The organism is Mycolicibacterium austroafricanum (genome assembly GCF_902705885.1).
Lineage (GTDB): Bacteria > Actinomycetota > Actinomycetes > Mycobacteriales > Mycobacteriaceae > Mycobacterium > Mycobacterium vanbaalenii_A.
Window position 1 is genome coordinate 64,042 of sequence record NZ_CACSIP010000010.1, and the last position, 15,933, is coordinate 79,974.

At 63.3% G+C, this 15,933-nt stretch carries 14 protein-coding genes and 1 pseudogene; 3 read left to right on the forward strand and 12 right to left on the reverse strand.

Translation table 11 applies throughout. The features are described from left to right. Nucleotides 1–19 precede the first annotated feature (19 nt). Genes BEMPMBAN_RS08085 through BEMPMBAN_RS08115 form a run of 7 tightly spaced genes read right to left on the reverse strand, consistent with a single transcriptional unit; the run spans nt 20 to nt 8,603 of the window. Nucleotides 20–1,489, reverse strand: a complete 1,470-nt coding sequence (locus BEMPMBAN_RS08085; RefSeq protein WP_159229842.1) for an MCE family protein — start codon at nt 1,487–1,489, stop codon at nt 20–22. 1 nt (nt 1,490) lies between these two features. Next, nucleotides 1,491–2,594 (reverse strand): MCE family protein, encoded by a 1,104-nt coding sequence (locus tag BEMPMBAN_RS08090; protein ID WP_234897370.1) that lies wholly within the window; start codon nt 2,592–2,594, stop codon nt 1,491–1,493. Between the two features lie 29 nt (nt 2,595–2,623). Next, the gene (locus BEMPMBAN_RS08095; RefSeq protein WP_159229844.1) at nt 2,624–3,952 is read right to left on the reverse strand and encodes an MCE family protein; all 1,329 of its coding nucleotides are present in this window, start codon (nt 3,950–3,952) and stop codon (nt 2,624–2,626) included. After that, the gene (locus tag BEMPMBAN_RS08100; protein WP_159229845.1) at nt 3,949–5,295 is read right to left on the reverse strand and encodes an MCE family protein; all 1,347 of its coding nucleotides are present in this window, start codon (nt 5,293–5,295) and stop codon (nt 3,949–3,951) included. The genes BEMPMBAN_RS08095 and BEMPMBAN_RS08100 overlap by 4 nt, the downstream gene beginning before the upstream one ends. Continuing rightward, the gene (locus BEMPMBAN_RS08105; RefSeq protein WP_234897365.1) at nt 5,292–6,320 is read right to left on the reverse strand and encodes an MCE family protein; all 1,029 of its coding nucleotides are present in this window, start codon (nt 6,318–6,320) and stop codon (nt 5,292–5,294) included. The genes BEMPMBAN_RS08100 and BEMPMBAN_RS08105 overlap by 4 nt, the downstream gene beginning before the upstream one ends. Before the next feature lie 34 nt (nt 6,321–6,354). Then, a complete protein-coding gene (locus BEMPMBAN_RS08110; RefSeq protein WP_159229846.1) occupies nt 6,355–7,800 on the reverse strand; it encodes an MCE family protein in 1,446 nt (481 codons plus the stop codon). Between the two features lie 5 nt (nt 7,801–7,805). Further along, nucleotides 7,806–8,603 (reverse strand): ABC transporter permease, encoded by a 798-nt coding sequence (locus BEMPMBAN_RS08115; protein WP_425294947.1) that lies wholly within the window; start codon nt 8,601–8,603, stop codon nt 7,806–7,808. 500 nt (nt 8,604–9,103) lie between these two features. On the opposite strand from BEMPMBAN_RS08115, the gene BEMPMBAN_RS08120 reads away from it, so the two are divergent. From BEMPMBAN_RS08120 to BEMPMBAN_RS08130, 3 genes and pseudogenes are all read left to right on the forward strand, one after another. Further along, on the forward strand, nt 9,104–9,862 hold the full coding sequence (locus BEMPMBAN_RS08120) for an MlaE family ABC transporter permease (protein ID WP_159229848.1): 759 nt from the start codon (nt 9,104–9,106) through the stop codon (nt 9,860–9,862). Nucleotides 9,863–9,900: 38 nt separating this feature from the next. Beyond that, nucleotides 9,901–10,005 (forward strand): annotated as a pseudogene (locus BEMPMBAN_RS33140) (aldehyde dehydrogenase family protein); the annotation flags it as partial. A gap of 13 nt (nt 10,006–10,018) precedes the next feature. Continuing rightward, entirely contained in the window at nt 10,019–10,636 is a 618-nt protein-coding gene (locus BEMPMBAN_RS08130; protein ID WP_159229849.1) for an aldehyde dehydrogenase family protein, read from the forward strand. Here BEMPMBAN_RS08130 and BEMPMBAN_RS08135 read toward each other — a convergent pair. The 5 genes from BEMPMBAN_RS08135 to BEMPMBAN_RS08155 form a co-directional block, all read right to left on the reverse strand. Next, nucleotides 10,623–11,711, reverse strand: coding sequence for an NAD(P)-dependent alcohol dehydrogenase (locus tag BEMPMBAN_RS08135; protein WP_159229850.1), 1,089 nt, complete (start codon nt 11,709–11,711; stop codon nt 10,623–10,625). The two genes, BEMPMBAN_RS08130 and BEMPMBAN_RS08135, sit on opposite strands and share 14 nt — an antisense overlap. Next, nucleotides 11,708–12,763, reverse strand: a complete 1,056-nt coding sequence (locus tag BEMPMBAN_RS08140; protein WP_159229851.1) for an alpha/beta fold hydrolase — start codon at nt 12,761–12,763, stop codon at nt 11,708–11,710. Before BEMPMBAN_RS08140 ends, BEMPMBAN_RS08135 begins: the two co-directional genes overlap by 4 nt. Before the next feature lie 46 nt (nt 12,764–12,809). Continuing rightward, nucleotides 12,810–13,586 carry an SDR family NAD(P)-dependent oxidoreductase gene (locus BEMPMBAN_RS08145; protein WP_159229852.1) on the reverse strand — a complete coding sequence of 259 codons (777 nt, stop codon included), beginning with the start codon at nt 13,584–13,586 and terminating at the stop codon, nt 12,810–12,812. A gap of 28 nt (nt 13,587–13,614) precedes the next feature. Beyond that, a complete protein-coding gene (locus BEMPMBAN_RS08150; RefSeq protein ID WP_159229853.1) occupies nt 13,615–14,679 on the reverse strand; it encodes an oxidoreductase family protein in 1,065 nt (354 codons plus the stop codon). Between the two features lie 156 nt (nt 14,680–14,835). Continuing rightward, on the reverse strand, nt 14,836–15,912 hold the full coding sequence (locus BEMPMBAN_RS08155; protein WP_159229854.1) for an acyl-CoA dehydrogenase family protein: 1,077 nt from the start codon (nt 15,910–15,912) through the stop codon (nt 14,836–14,838). Between the last annotated feature and the right edge of the window lie 21 nt (nt 15,913–15,933).

The following is a 15,933-nucleotide window of genomic DNA, read 5'->3' on the forward strand; positions in this document are numbered from 1 at the left end:
AAGTCCTCCTGGGCGGTGGTCACGGCGACGACGGCGGCATCAACATCGACTGCCACGTCTGCTCCTTCGGTGTGGTGTGCGCCAGATCTGACTGTGTGTAGAGCTGGCCGTCGGGACCCAGGTAAGTGCCGGTCGCAGGGTCGTATTCGGCAGCAGCCAACGCGGGAACAGGTGGCGCAGGCCCGGCCGCCACCACAGGGGCGGCCGGTGGAACGCCGGGAGGCAACTGCGGTACGTCTTGACCCGACAGGGTGGCGTTAGGGTCACCCTTCCAGTTCATGCCGTCGTTGAGTGGAACGTACTGCTCGTCGCTCTCGCACATCGCAGCTGTCGGGGCACGCTTGCCCGGCTTCGTCACGCACGGGATGTTGCGTGCACCTCGGACGTTGAACGGCGCATCCTGCGGTATGCGGCAGTAGAGGTCTCCGGCCGGGCGGTCGGGATAGTCCTCGAACGACGCATCACGCTGCTGCTGCACGGGTAGGAAACCGGTGGTGCATGGTGGCGGAAGATTCAGGTTGAGATTGAAGCTCAAATAGCCGCCCTTGTAGTCCAATTTGGTGAACCGGTTTGGCAGGCTGATTCCCTGGGAGTTGGCGACTGCTTGGGGCAGTAGGACGAGCATCTGCTCGAGATTGGGTTGATAGGTAACCAACACCGGGGCCACACTGGCCAGGTTGGCCGCCAGGATGGGCACCGTTGGATTCACCCGGTCCAGCAGCTGGCGCGCTTGGTCCGCGGCCGACGGACCGCCCTGCAACAGGCCTTGCACGTCCTGGTCATGTTGAGCGACTTCACGAGTCAGGCCTGCAAGGTGATCGGCCCACGCGCGCACCGATGCCGACGTATCGGACTGGGTGTCGAGCAGCGGAGCCGAGTTGTCAACGACGTTGACAAGATCCGGCAGGTTGCGGTCGGCGTCGATCGCGAGCGCTGTCGATCCTTTGAAGAGCCGGTGCAGTTCCGGACCCAGACCCCCGAAGGCGGTGAAGCCCTCGTTGACGACGGTCTGCAGGTCATCCTTGGGGATCGCCTGCAAACCCCGGTCGGTGGCGTCGAGCAGGGCGCCGATGTCCGGCGGCACCGTCGTGTTCGCAACGGTGATCACGTCGCCGTCCTCGAGTGGGGGCCCGCTGCCGTCGCGGGGTACCAGCGCCACGTACTGCTCCCCCACCGCTGACGTGCTGTGCACCTCGGCGGTCAGATCCGACGGCACCGCCACATCCGATCGCAGCGACAGGATCGCGTTCACACCCGACGGTGTCAGCTGCACCGCCTCGACTTCCCCCACCTCACTTCCGCGATAGGTCACGTTGGCTCGCTCGTACAGTCCGGCAGCTTCGTTCAACTGCATCGTTACCGAGTAACGACCGACTCCGAAGAGCAGGGTGGGCAGACGCAGATAACCAAAGATCATGACCGCGAATGCCGTCGTGGCGACGACGAAGAGGATGCCGATCTGGATCCAGAGGCGTCGAGTCATCCGCATATCAGGGCCCCTGATCCAGCTTGTAGGGAACGATGAGGGGGTTGCCCGACGTATAGGGGCTGGGCAGCTGGCCGATTGTGCGTCCCCACTGCATCTCCAGTTCGGTCAACTCGCCCTCGAAACGTGTACCCGTGAACAGCGCGGAGTCGAGCCGACTCAGTGTCAGGTCAACGACCGCAGTGAGGTTGGCGTAGTCGCCTCGAAACCACTTCGACAGCGAGGACATCGGGAACGGATAGGTGGTCAGGGCTCCCACACCGCGCGTCAGTGCCGGTCCGGCGTCAGCCAGTGATTTGAGCACCGGTGCCAGTTCCTTGAGCTCCTTGACGAGGTTCTCCCGGGTCTGATTGGACGTATCGGCGGCAAGGGCGCTGAACTTGCCGAACTGATCGAGGGCTTCGGCAAATGTCTGGCGCTCGCTCTCGAGCACCTCGAGGGCTTCTGGAATGGTCTCGAGCGCCTTGTCGACCACTGGCTTCTGCGCCGCGACCTGTCCGGCGAGATTGTTGAGGCTCTCGCTGGCGGCGATGATGTCGTCGGTCTGATCGTTGAGATTCGTGACGAACGTGTCGAACTGCGTGATGAGTTCGCGCAAGTCCTTTTCTCGACCGGTGAATGCCGTGGACAGCTCTTGGGTGATCTCCTGGATCTGTCCGATGCCTCCGCCGTTGAGCAGCAAGGACAACGCAGTCAGGGTCTGCTCAGTGCTCGGGTAGGCGCCACTGGACGCCAGCCGGATGACGGAGCCTGCGTGCAGCCGGCCGTGCGGGGCCGCGTCACGCGGTGGAGTGAGCTCGATGTGCTTGCTGCCTAGCAGGCTGGTTTGGCCGAGCTTGACTGTTGAGTTGGCAGGCAGTTGCACGTCCGCGTCCAGACTCATCGTCACCAAAGCGTGCCAACCTTGCCGCTCAATCGATGTGACCGTTCCGACCGTCACATCCCCGACGCGCACCCGTGAGTTCCGTTGGATGTTGTCGACGTCGGGCATCTGCGCCTGGATCGTGTAGGAGCCGGCGCCCTGACCGGCCAATCCCGGCAGCGGCAACGTGTTCGCACCCTGCCAATCGCTGCATCCAGCGAGCAGAGCCGCCGCCGCCAGCATCATCGCTGCCACAGCTCTTCTGCTGCACCGCTTCATGATCCGGGCCCGGCGGGAACCATGATGCCCTGCAATCCCTGTGACGGATCAGTCGGTACCGGGGCCGGTGACGCAGCGACTGGCGCCTCGGCGGCCAGCGGCTCGCCTGCCGAAACCTCGGCAGGGCTGGCCGGTGGTGCAGGTGGCGTCGGAGGTGGTACATAGTCGGGCCGCAGCCAGTCTTCGGAGTAGGTGATCTCGTTGGGGCGGGCGCCCGTTCCCACGAAGAGGTTCTCACCCAAGGGCGGAAAGTTCATTTGACGGTTCTTGACGATCGGCGCCAGGTACTGGACGCACAACCTGGCGGACTGCTCGTAGTTCAACCGAGATGCAGCCTGGATCGCTCCACACAGGAAGCTGAGCGGGTTGGCGAAGTTCGTCGCCGCCAGGGCTCCTGTGAACGTCGCCTGAGCCGGTTGATAGATGTTGATGAAGTTCTGAAACGTGTTCGGCGTGACGTGCAGCGCCTCCTTGATGTCGCCGAGGCTCTGGTTGACCGCCGTGGTGATCGACGCCAGCTTGTCGGTTGTAATTCCGATCGTCTCGGTGTTTTCGGCGGCAAAGGATCTCACGTCGTCAACCACCCCGTTGAGATCGGCGATTGCGGTACCCACCGCGCCGAGGTCATTGGTCAACAGGCCGGTGACGGCCGCGAGGTTGACATTGAGCTGTCGCATCAAGTCATGACTGGACTGCAGGGCCGTGACGATCACCGAAATGTTCTTGATCGTGCTGAACAGATCAGTACTGTGATCGCCCAGCGCCGAAAAGGCCTGCGACATGCTGACGATGGCGTCGCGAATGTCGACCCCTTGCCCACGGAGATTGGCCGCTGAAGTCTCGACGAAATTACCGAGGCTGCTGATACCGCCCGGCTGCGTCGGCTGCAGTGTGTCGGTGAGACGTTGCAGTTGCTCGCGCAGATCGTCCCACTCGACGGGAACGGCGGTTCGTTCCTGTGGGATGACAAAGTCCTCGGGCATCACCGCACCACCGGTGTAGGCGGGTGTCAACTGAATTGCCCGCGCTGACACCAACGAAGGCGAGATCACCACCGCGTTGGCGTTCGCAGGAATCTTCACGGTGTCGTCAACCCAGAAGGTGATCTTGACCCGTTGGGGCTCTGGAACGATGTGTTCGATCTCGCCGACCGGTACGCCAAGGACCCGGACGTCGTCACCGACGAATATTCCATTGCTGTTGGCGAAGTACGCGGTCAGGCGGAGTCGATTGACGCGGTCAGCGACGCCGGTCAAGACCAGCACACCACCCACCAGCGCGATGACCAGAACGACGATCGTGATGGCTCGGGGCTGAGGCTTCATCGCGGGCCTTCCGATCTAGCCGGTGCGCCCGGCTGCGCAGATGTGGGCGATTCGACCGGCTGAGGCTCACCAGCTGCCTCTTGATGGACTGGCGGCGAGACGGGCACCGGCGGCGCGACGCCGTCGGGGGGAAGCGCGGGTGGTCCTGGTGGCGGTCCACCCGGCGGCGGGGCCGGAAGCGGCTGCCGGTACGGGTAGCGCGGGTCGCCGGGGTTTCCAGTGATAGCTTCCGGCACGGTGAGCTTGGGTGGTCCGCCCTGCCCCGTCCGCGGATACGGTATCGGCAACGCCGGTGTCGCGGGCTGGCCCACCTGTGGGTCGGTGCGTTGTGAAGGCAGCAACGTGTTGGGATCCACTCCGAGGTCGGAGAATGCGGCGTCGACGAAGGGCTGAATGAACTGCCCCGGAATCAGGTTGACGAGGTAGGCCTTGAAGAAGGGCCCGGATCCGACGGACTCGCCGAGCGAAAGCGCATACGCGTTGAGTTTCTTGATCGACTCCTGGACCTTTTCCTTGTGGTTGTCGACGATGCTGATCGCTCCGTTGAGTTTCTCGAGGGCAGGTTTGAAAGTCGTCTTGTTGTCGGTGATGAATCCTTTGATCTGCGTGCTGACCGCCGACAGACTGCTGGAGATCTGATCGAGAGCAGCGCTCTGCGTGCGTAATTCAGCCAGCAGGGCATTGCTGTCGGCGATCAACTTGGCGATCACGTCGGCCCGCTCGGATAACACTCCCGAAGCCTTGTTGGCATTCGCCAGCAGACTTCGCAACTCGGCGTCACGACGATTCAGGCTGTCCGAAAAGCGCGCCACACCGTCGACAGCGACCTTGATGTTCGGCGGGGTTTCCTTGAACGTCTCCGAAAGCACTGTGAGGGATTGCGCCAACTGATCGGTATTGAGCCCGCTGATAGCTGCGGTGACATCGCCGAGGGCATCGGGTAGCTGATACGCCGATACCGTGCGCTCCATGGGGATAGTGCCCGAGACCCGACCCTGTCCGCGGGGAGTCACGTTGATCACCTTGGCGCCGAGCAGGCTCTTTGTCTTGATCGCCACTTCGGTGCGGTCACCAAGTGGAATATCCTCGGCTACAGTGAATTCCACCAACACCTGAGCTCCATCGAGGGAGATACTGGTGACTTTGCCCACGCCGGCGCCCGACACCTCGACGTCCGAACCGGTGTACAACCCGCTGGCATCGGCGAAGTATGCGGCGTAGTCGTCGGTACGATCGAGCAAAGGCAGGGAACGGTAGTTGAGTGCCGCCACCATCACGGCCGCGGTCAAGCCGACGCCGACAGCGCCGATGAGCAAAGGATTTCGCTCGGCGAACATCTTCATCGAGGGGTGCACCTCCCGGAATCTTGACCCGCAACCTTGATGTAAACGGGTTGGCCACCTTTGCCGTTGACTTTCAGCACCAAGTCGCACAGGTAGAAGCTGAAGAAGTCACCGTAGAGCCCCTGTCTGCCCAGCATCTGGTACGCATCGGGCAGTTGCTGCAAGAGGTCGTCCAGGTAGTCGTGGTCGGCTACCACGATTCCAGCGCTGCGATCGGTTTCGCGGATCACTTCGGTCAACGGTGTCCTCGACTGTTCGAGCATGTCGGCAATCGACCTCGAGGAGGCGTTGGCGTAGCCGATGGCATTGGCCAGATCCTGCTTGCGCTCGGACAGCGCTCCGACAAAGGCAGCCAGAGAATCCACCGCCTTGGCGAACTGGGTGTCTTGGTCACCCAGCGAGCCGAGCACGGAATTGAGATTGGTGATCACCTGTCCGATGAGTTCGTCCCGGTCGGCCAAAGTCGCCGTGAGCGCGGCTGTCTGGTCAAGGAACGACCCGATCGCGTCACCCTGGCCCTCGAAGACACTGATCATCTGTTCGGTCAACGCGTTCGTCTGTTCAGGTTCCAATGCGCGAAACAGCGGCCGGAATCCACCGATGAGCGCGTCGAGGTCCAGCGCGGGTTCGGTATTCGTCAGTGGAATCGTCGCTCCAGGGTTGAGTCGCTTGGTGCTGCCCACCCCCTCCTGCAGAGACATGTACCGGCCGCCGATCAGGTCGTCGTAGCGGATGACCGACAAGGTGCCCTCGGTGAGCACAACCGACGGTTCAGTGGTGAATTCGACGAGCACCGACGCGTCGGGGCGCACCTTGACCGACTTCACCTTGCCGGTCTCCACGCCGGCGATCCTGACGAACTGGTTCTCCTTGAGGCCCGACACGTTGGAGAACAGCGCGTAATAGGTGTTGTTGGCCTCGAACCGCAACTGAGCAAAGGTGGCATAAAGCGCAAAGGTGAAGAACACGCAGACCACCATGAAGATCGCCAGGCGCCAACTGACGCTTGCCAGACTCTTCTTCAACAGTCGCACCTTTCCCGATTACGTGACATTGCGGCTAGGGAGACGGTGCCGGTGTCGGCGGCACATCCATGGGGAACGGCGGAACGAACGGTTCCGCGCCAGGCACCGGTCCGGGCGCCCGTGGCGCACCGGGCGGCGGGGCCGGCGGAAGTCCCGGATACAACGGGGTCCCGTTGGGCCCGTACTGCTGGGCCCCGTACGGCGGTGCACCCGGATAGGGAATGGGTCCGGGGGCCGGTCCGCCCTGGTTGCGTAGGCTCGGCGGCTCCGGGATTCCGCGAGTTACCGGGAGGTAGTTCGCATAGCCGGGGAATCCGATACCGGGGTTGGGTCGCATCTCCACGCCGGTGCCCCATCCGGTGTTGGTCACCAAGTAACGCTGCGGGAAGTTCTTGGACACATCAGGCAGCGACCCGCAGCTTGGCTTGCCGCCTGGGCCGCCCTTGGCGCCGGTGATGGGTAGGTTCTGTGGAAAGCGGTACGGATCGTCGCCGAGAAGCAGTGCAATGTCCAGGATTTCAGACTTGCCGTTTCGGCCACCATTCCACTCCGCGGCGCCGTAGCCACCTTCGCTCTCCGGATCGGTGAGCAACTTGGCGCCCACGAGCAGACACGTCAACACCGGGTCGTACTTGTGCAGCAGCGCTGTCGTCGGCTGCAGCGCGTTGATACCCGCAACCAGATTGTCCTTGCTGGGTCCGAGCAGTTCGATTCCACTGCGGCTGAAGCCGATGACGCTGACCAGCAACTCATCCAGCTGGGCCGCGTGGGTGTCGATGGTGGCGCTGGTGGTGGTCGCACTGTCCAGTGTTGCGAGGATGTCCTGCATTGCACCGGCATAGGTATCGCCAAAGCCGCGCAGTGAGCGCCAGTTCTGCTGGATCGTCGGCATTCGCGAGTTCAGCTTGGGAAGAACGCGGTTGGCAGCCGTCGTCGCCTCGCCGATCCTCGGGCCCAGACCGCGCAGGCCTTCAGCGAAGGCGCTCAGCACACTGTTGAGTTTGGGCGGATCGATCTGGGCCAACACGTTGGTCAAGCTCTGGAACACCGTGTTGACTTCGGTGGTCACGTTTTGCGACTGCAGCACGGCGCCCGCAACGATGTGGTTCGGGCTCGGGTCGGCCGGATAGGTCAGGTCGACATACTTGGACCCGAATGCCGTCGTCGCACGGATCTGGGCCTCGACGTTGGCCGGGATGAACTTGGCTTGCTCTGGATCGATCTCCAGCTTGAGACTGACCTGGCTGTTCAAGCGGCGGACGGCACCGACACGGCCCACTTCGACACCGCGCATCTTGATCTTGCCGCCCTCCTCCATCACCAGGCCCGCCCGGTCCGATGTCAACGTCACTGGAACGAAGGTGCGGAACGTGCCCAGAAACAGTGCCCCAGACATCCCGATGAGCAGGCTCAAGACGACCAACAGGCCGACAGCCCACCAGATCGGGTGCAGTCCGCGGTCGCGGCGATCAACATCCATTGGCACTATCCCGACAGATGGAAGCTGCCGGATTGACCATAGACGGCCAATGAAACGAAGAGGGTGGCAAACGACGCCCCCACCAGAGATGTCCTCACCGAAAGGCCTACTGCCTCACCAACTCCCGCCGGTCCACCAGACGCTGTGAAGCCGTAGTAGGTGTGCACGAGCATCACGACGACCGATGTCGCCACGGCCTGTCCGAACGACCACAACAGGTCCGTCGGATTGAGGAAGGTATTGAAGTAATGGTCATAGACGCCGGTTGACTGCCCGTAGACGAGGGTGGTGCCAAGCCTGGTTGCCACAAAGGTCATCAGAGCGGCGATGCAGTACAGCGGCATCACAACGATGACCCCTGCCACCACTCGAGTAGATGCGAGGTAAGCAATGCAGCGCACACCCATGACTTCCAGCGCGTCGATCTCCTCGTTGATCCGCATGGCGCCGAGTTGGGCCGTCGTCCCTGCGCCGATGGTTGCCGCCAGCCCGATCACTGCAACCAGGGGCGCGACGATGCGCACGTTGATGAATGCCGACGTAAAGCCTGCGAGCGCCTCTACCCCAACCTGCTGCAACTGGTTGAACGACTGCACGGCGACCAGCGAACCGGCTGACAACGTCAAGAAAGCAACGATGACGACGGTTCCACCGATGACGGCCAGCGCACCCACCCCCAGACTCATCTGGGCGATGAGCCGAACGAGCTCGATCTTGTAGTGGACGAACGCATCCCAGATGCCGCTCACTGTCGTCGCGTAGAACCGCGTCTGGAAACCGAGTCGGGTCAGCCCTTCCGTCACGCGGCTGACAGTGCGACGAAGTCGGGGGCGCAAGGTGCTGGCGGCCGCAACGGTCAAGGCAACGCCACCCAAACACGAACGGCACCAGCCACTTCAGCCATCAAAAGCCTCCTCACATCCCCTACGGTCATACATAGCAAACTTGAGATGCACACCACTAAGTCGCCAAGACAGTAAGCTACACCACAATCGCCCGGGCGGGCAATACCCGAAGACAGGACCGCGCCAGACTGATCCGAAACCCACAGTTAATGGATTCACGCCCGAGAAACGAAGTCGCTCCTAGTGCGCATCTATACCAGTTTCTCTGCTTTTTTCGGCCTCGGTTGCTGCTATGCTCGGCCAATCCATGCTAGACAGACAAGTCACAAACCCCCGCGTCGAACGCACCTCAGCAACCGCCGGGCTGGAACGACAGACAGACCGCTAGCAAACCATCAAGGAGGAAGTATGAACGTCAAGACGACGGGCGTAGCTCCGGCGAGTCGGACAGTCGCGCTATGGCAGTGACCGCCACCGCCGGCAAGTCATTCCGCGGGATCGGCGGATTCTTCGCGATGAGTCTCGACACGTTCGTGCTGATGTTCAAGCCTCCCTTCGCGTGGCGCGAATTCATCAGGCAGGCATGGTTTATCGCGCGGGTGTCTATCGGCCCCACAGTGATGCTCGCTATCCCGTTCACCGTCATGGTGGTCTTCACGCTGAACATCTTGTTCATCGAGTTCGGGGCTGCCGACTTCTCCGGAAGTGGTGCGGCGCTTGGCGCGGTGCAGCAGATCGGACCGGTGGTGACCGTCCTCGTGATCGCCGGCGCGGGCGCGACGGCGATGTGCGCAGACCTGGGTGCCAGAACAATTCGCGAGGAGCTGGATGCGATGCGGGTAATGGGGATCAATCCGGTGCAGTCGCTGGTTGTCCCGCGTGTACTCGCCGCCACAGTCGTCGCCCTGATGCTCAACAGCGTGGTCACCATCGTCGGCCTGGTCGGCGGGTTCTTGTTCTCGGTGTTCTTCCAGAACGTGACACCGGGTGCGTTCGTGTCGGGAATGACCCTGCTCATCGACGGACGGGACGTGACGTTCGCGTTGTCCAAGGCGGCGATCTTCGGGATGTGCGCCGGGCTGATCGCCTGCTACAAGGGAACTTCCGTCGGTGGTGGCCCGGCCGGTGTGGGCAACGCGGTGAACGAGACTGTGGTTTTCAGCTTCATGGCATTGTTCGTCATCAACGTGGTCATCACCGCGATTGGCTACCAGTAACCACTGGGCGTAGTGGGGTTGCCGGCGCGTTCGCCCGGCTGGCTTTCGACCACCTATTCTTTACCGGATCTCCCGCAGTCGACAAGCTCGTCCAGCGATCGGCCGCTGATCACCTGGTGCCGGTGACCCTCGAGCTCGGCGGCAAGAACCCCGCGGGTGGCACGAGACGCCGATATCGTGCGGGCCGCAAATCGGATCACCGCCGGACGGATGATGAACGGCGGTCGACTGTGTCTGTGCCCCGACTACGCCCTGGTGCCCGGGGAGAGGCTGGACGAGTTTCTCGAGCACGCGGAACGCGCATGGCGCACGTGGCCGACCATCGCCGAGAATCCGTACTACCCGTGGATTGTGGACGAGAACAACTACATCCGGCTGAAGAACCTCGTCGACGATGCCGAATCCAAAGGTGCGAAGATCCGGACTCTGCGACCCAACGGTGAGGAGCCTTCGTCAGCGCAACACCGCTGGATGGCGCCCACCCTCGCGTGGAATCTCGACGCCGGCATGCGGCTGTACCACGAAGAGGTCTTCGGTCCTGTTCTCAGCGTCATCCCCTATGACGCAGTTCATGACGTGGTGGCACAGATTGCCGAAAGGCCCCCGCCGCTGGCCGCGTACTGGTACGGCCCGTCGAGTCCCGAATACGAAATATTCTCGCAACGGGTCCGCTTGGCGGTATGTCCCGAAACGATTTTGCCATCCACGTCCTTCCCAACGGTGCACCGTTCGGCGGCGTGGGCAACAGTGGGTTCGGCTACTACCACAGAATGACCGGCTTGATCACCCGCCCCTGCAGCTGATCGTCGATTGCCGTATTGACGTCCTCTGGCCGATATGTGCTGACCAGCTGATCCAGCGGCAGATCTCCGCGGCGGAAAGCACTGACCAGCTCCGGGATGAACCGATGGATGTGTGAGTCACCCTCAATGCATCCCCGAATCATCTTGCCGTTCATCAGGATGTCCTGAGCGTCGAGAGTCACCGAAGGGTCACCGAGCCCGACGAGAACCGCCAGCCCGCGTGCCCCCAAGCTCTCCACAGCCCCCCGAATGACGGCGGGTTTGCCGGTGGTGTCCAATGCGTGGCTGGCCCCTTCCGGCCCCAGGGCATCCCTAAGCGCCGCCATCGGGTCCGCGTCCGGATCGACGGCCACCGCTCCGAACGTCTCTGCCAGTTTCCTGCGTGCGGGAACCGGGTCGACGGCCACGACGGTGGTGACACCGGTCATCCTGGCCGCGAGCAGGGCGGCTAAACCGACACTGCCCACTCCGTAGATCACCAACCGGGAGTCAGGGCTGGGCGAGAGCGCATTGAGCACGGCACCGACCCCGGTCTGAAAGCCGCATCCCAGCGGCGCGATAGGAGCCAACGGCACGTCAGCGTCGATGACCACGGTGTTCTGAGCCAGGGCAAGCGCATGGCGCGCGAAGCTTGACTGACCGAAGAAGTCGGCCAGCACCGGCGCACCATCACACGTGAGCTGGGCCGAACCGTCGGGCCGCAATCCCGGCGCGTTGAGCGTTGCGGCGCCGACACAGTAGGCAGGTTGTCCGCCCAGGCACCGCGAGCATTCCCCGCAACTGCGGTAGCTCAAGATGACGTGATCGCCCGGATGTACGCCGCGCACGTCGCGGCCCACCGCTTCCACGACTCCTGCGCCCTCGTGGCCGAAGACGCAGGGCCCCATAGCCGCAGGAAGTAGCCTCCTGAAGTACAGATCGGTGTGGCAGATTCCCGTGGCGACCAATCGGACGAGGACCTCCTCGGAGCGCGGCGGGTCGATCTCGACGTCGCAGAGCTCGAACTGCGTGTCGGGTCCGCGGGAAACCAGTGCCTGCGTTTTCATGACGCTCCTCTTGTTGAAGTCCGCCCCGCGATCTCGACACGCACGGCGCGCTGCATCGGGGGGCCGTAGTAGGGACCCATCCGTTCGGTGCCCGGTCCCATTTCTCTTGCCAACTCGAGAACCCGCGCGTCCACGTCGAGGCACGCTCTGTGCCAGTCGGCCGCCGTCGGGCACTCGGGCAGGCAGGATTGCGCCGCTGCGGCGGCGATTGCCGTTCCGAGTTCGGCGTGTACCAGGCCCTCGATGAACTCGGTGGCCAACCGCGGGTCCGGAAGCATCCAGGAGTGGTGAGCGTGCGGAAGTAGGTACAACGCCGCCTCCGCCGAATGCGCGCAGTCCAGGCCGGACTCGATGGGCATGACCAGATCGTGGGTTCCGTGCGCCACGACAGTCGGGATACCCAGCGCGCGCATCTGTTCCAGCATCGGAGTCGACTCTTGAGCGTGTGCGATGGCGTGTGCGGTACGGTGCAGCTCGGCACCGTTGCGCAGTGCCTGTCGGGACACCTTGCGTTTGAGCCGTCGGTATCGGGCGCTGTCATCTCCAGACAGGTAGCCGGTTCCGCTGCGGGCATCCCAGCGGGCGCGCGCGAACGCGGCGAGCAGCGTCGGCAGCCGCAGCGCCGCGCGGCGCGAAACCCGGTCGAAGGTATGGCCTGCGGCGGCATCCAGAAGTACCGCTGCGATGACGCGATCCGGTCTCATGACCGACAATTCGATGACGTTGCGGCCACCCATCGAGTGACCGATGAGGACCGCACGACGGATGCCCAACTCGACGAGAACCCTGTCGATAAACCGCGCTCGCTCGTGGAAGCTGGCGCCGTCGGCCAACGGGGCCGTCCGGCCGTAGCCAGGGGCATCCACGGCGACGGCCAGAAAGCCCAGCTGTGGAAGTCCGCCGAGTAGCCCTGAGTACATCGCGCCGCTGAGGCCGATCCCGTGCAGAAACACCATCGGCACTCCTGCCCCGGCGACGTGCACACCCACCCGATGACCACCAGGGAGCTCGACGACCTGTTGTCGTACGGTGATGCTGGCTCCGGCTGCCACCGAGGGATTTGACGCCAACATCATGCCGGTCAGCCCCGTTCGTGCATCAATAGGCCGCGGTCCCACCGTCGACGGACAGCAGCGCACCCGTGATACCAGATCCGGCGTCGGAGGCCAGCAGCACTGCCATCGCGGCGACCTCGGCGGGAGTGATAGCTCTGCCCAGCGCCGCCTCTGCGGCATACTGGTCGAGGAAAGCCTCGGCGCTGACGCCGGCCGAACCTGCCGCTGCTGCCGCCGACTCCTTGATGAGGTCGGTGATGACCAGCCCAGGGCAGATGGCATTGACCGTGACACCTTCGGCAGCAACCTCTTTCGACAGTCCCTTGGTGAACCCGTTGAGTGCGTGCTTAGCCGTCACGTATTGCACGATGAATGGCTTGCCGTGTTTGCCCTCCACCGAGGACATGTTGATGATCCGGCCGTGCTGTTGACTCAGCATGTACTGCAGGGCTTTTCGGGATGCGTAGAACGCGCTGGTCAGGTTGAACAGCAAACCACGCTCCCACACCTCGTCGGACATCACTGCCACCGGCGCGAACGCATCTGCACCACCGATGTTGTTGACCAGCACGTCGATCCGACCGAACCGCGACACGGTGCCGTCGATCGCCGCTTCGATGCTTTCCCGGTCAGTGCCGTCACCGGCCATGAAGACGGCCCGCTCCGATTGTCCGAGCTCGGCCAACGCCTTGTCGCCCTTGTCCTGGCTTCGGCCGGTGATGACGACCGAGGCACCCTCGGCCAGGAATGCCGCGGCGATGCCGAACCCGATGCCTCGAGTCCCGCCGGTGACCAGGGCCACTTTGTCCTTGAGCTGCATGTGTTCCTCCGTGCGTAGTTCGAGGGGTCTAGGGAAGCAGGCTCAGCAGGTCCAGGTCCACGATGGCCTGGCATGAGCGGTGTAGGCAGGCCTCGACGAACTTGCGCCCGCGGGCATTACCCGGTTCCAGCGTGCCGGCGATGATGATCGCGTACTCCAAGCAGTGCAGGATGGCAAGTTTGTAGTCTTCCCAACACTGTTCGAAGGAATAGTCGCTGACGCCATGGCTGACCAACGCGCTGTGGTACTGCACAAGCAGTTGCTGCTCGTTGGATCGGCGTGCTGTGACGTCGAGGCTCTGCGACAGCAGGTATCCGACGTCGTGAACGGCCTTGGTCACGATCGGCGCCTGCATGTCGAGCATCACGAAGGGACGTTGGTCGGGCCGCGTCCCGAACATGAAGTTGTCCAAGCGATAGTCGCCGTGGATGAGCGCCTGCGGCCCCTGCGCCATCCGGCGATGCAATTCGGGCACCGCCGTCGTGTAGCGCTCGCCCGCGGCGACGACGTCGGGGTGAACGAAGGCCGAAAAGCTCTGCATCGTCGTGGCGAACACGTTGACCACGGCGACTCCGATGGCTCCGCTGTACAGCGGACCTTCAATGGTCGGCCACCAGGCCAGGTCCTCGCGCTGCTCCGCGTGCCACGTCGCGGCATGCAGCCGAGCTACCGCGTCGAGCGCCAACTCCGCCTCGGCGACCGTGCACCCTCGGGTCTGATCTCCGGCGCGATAGTCGGTCAGATCTTCCAGGAGTAGCACCATATCGCCGGTCGCCGGATCAAGGTCGGAGAAGTAAGACTGCGGACAACATGAACCCACCTCGGCGGCCAGGTCCTGGTAGAACTTGACCTCCCGCTCGTAGGTCTGCAATCCCTGGGCCACAGCCCGATTGACCTCGTTGGCGACCGCGAATTTTGCAATCAGCGCGGGCACCGGGCCGGCCGCCGAACCGTATTGCAGCTCGAGCTTGGCCAGATCGCTCAACAGCCCTACGCCTTCACCGATCGGCGAGGCGTGCCAACCCGCCACGACGTCGTCGTCCCCCAGCTGGCCCGCCGACTGCATCACCACGGTGAGCCACTCTGGAGTCATCTCAGACAATCGGTGGGGCGTCGACTGCTCGACTAGCCTTGGCAATTTGCTCTCCCTCTTCTTGTGATGCGCATCACGAACACACAATGCCTGATCGAACGGGATCCAGTCAACGAGTTTCTGTAACTCATTTCTTGTTACTCATCGGGGCTGACATCACGCCCACCGCAGGTTCTGCGCCAGATGCTCACGCCACTCGGCCGTGGTGCCGAGCAGCAGGGCATCCGACCTGGCCCGGCGGAAATACAGGTGCGCGTCGTGCTCCCACGTGAAGCCGATACCGCCGTGAAGCTGAATCGCCTCGGCACTGGCCGCAAGATACGCCTCACTACACCAAATACGCGCTACCGCAGCCGCTTCGGTGAATCGAGTGCCGCCCGGGGCGACGTCGAGCGCGCGCGACAGAGCCGAACGGGCCAACTCGAGATCGACGAGTACGTCGGCCAACGCATGTTTCACGGCCTGGAAGCTGCCGATCGGACGGGAGAATTGCCGGCGGTCCTTGACGTAGTCGACGGTCATCGACAAACAGGCCTGCGAGCCACCGACCTGTTCGGCCGCAAGCACCAGGGCGGCCACGTCCAATGCGGGCTTGAGCGCCTCGGCCGGATCGATCTCGGCCAACACGGTGCAGGCAGCATCGCGGAGCTTCACCGAACCGACAGACCGAGTCAGGTCGAGCGTTCGCAGCGAGGTCACCTCACAGTCGGGATCCGGCAGATCCACCCGAACCACCGCCCCGGCAGTGACCGCGATCAGCACGTTGGCCTCTGAGGCGTTGAGCACCGCGGGCAGGTATCCGGATACCGTGCCGTTGGCCGCCAATGTGAGCGGCTGCTGGGCGCCGACCGACGCTGCTGCCGCAAGCGCGCATATCGTGCCCTCGGACATTTCCTCCACAGTGGTCCGTGCGGCAACTCCGCATCGGGCGAGCACTTGGCCAGCCAGCACCGTGCTTCCGAAGAATGGCACGGCGAGCAGATTTTCGCCGAATATCTCGGCGACCGCGACCAATTCGGGCAGCCCCCCTACACCACCGAGACCCTCGGGCATACCGATGGTGGCGATGCCGAGTTGGCCGCAGAGCAATTGCCACGCTCGTCCGTCGAAACCAGGCGTCGCCGATTCCATCACGCGGCGCGCAAGCTGTGTGCCGCCCATGTGCTGACCAAAGTCCCGAACGGTGGCCCGCAGCTCACCGAGGACGTCGGCGGTCCCGGCGGTCGTCATCATGTCGAACTCCTCTGGCAGTCA

Bases quoted from the DNA above. Each gene is read 5' to 3' on its own strand.
- BEMPMBAN_RS08090 (WP_234897370.1), bottom strand. From the start codon at position 2,594: ATGATGCTGGCGGCGGCGGCTCTGCTCGCTGGATGCAGCGATTGGCAG.
- BEMPMBAN_RS08095 (WP_159229844.1), bottom strand. From the start codon at position 3,952: ATGAAGCCTCAGCCCCGAGCCATCACGATCGTCGTTCTGGTCATCGCG.
- BEMPMBAN_RS08110 (WP_159229846.1), bottom strand. From the start codon at position 7,800: ATGGATGTTGATCGCCGCGACCGCGGACTGCACCCGATCTGGTGGGCT.
- BEMPMBAN_RS08085 (WP_159229842.1), bottom strand. From the start codon at position 1,489: ATGCGGATGACTCGACGCCTCTGGATCCAGATCGGCATCCTCTTCGTC.
- BEMPMBAN_RS08155 (WP_159229854.1), bottom strand. From the start codon at position 15,912: ATGATGACGACCGCCGGGACCGCCGACGTCCTCGGTGAGCTGCGGGCC.
- BEMPMBAN_RS08100 (WP_159229845.1), bottom strand. From the start codon at position 5,295: ATGAAGATGTTCGCCGAGCGAAATCCTTTGCTCATCGGCGCTGTCGGC.
- BEMPMBAN_RS08145 (WP_159229852.1), bottom strand. From the start codon at position 13,586: ATGCAGCTCAAGGACAAAGTGGCCCTGGTCACCGGCGGGACTCGAGGC.
- BEMPMBAN_RS08120 (WP_159229848.1), top strand. From the start codon at position 9,104: ATGGCAGTGACCGCCACCGCCGGCAAGTCATTCCGCGGGATCGGCGGA.
- BEMPMBAN_RS08135 (WP_159229850.1), bottom strand. From the start codon at position 11,711: ATGAAAACGCAGGCACTGGTTTCCCGCGGACCCGACACGCAGTTCGAG.
- BEMPMBAN_RS08150 (WP_159229853.1), bottom strand. From the start codon at position 14,679: ATGACTCCAGAGTGGCTCACCGTGGTGATGCAGTCGGCGGGCCAGCTG.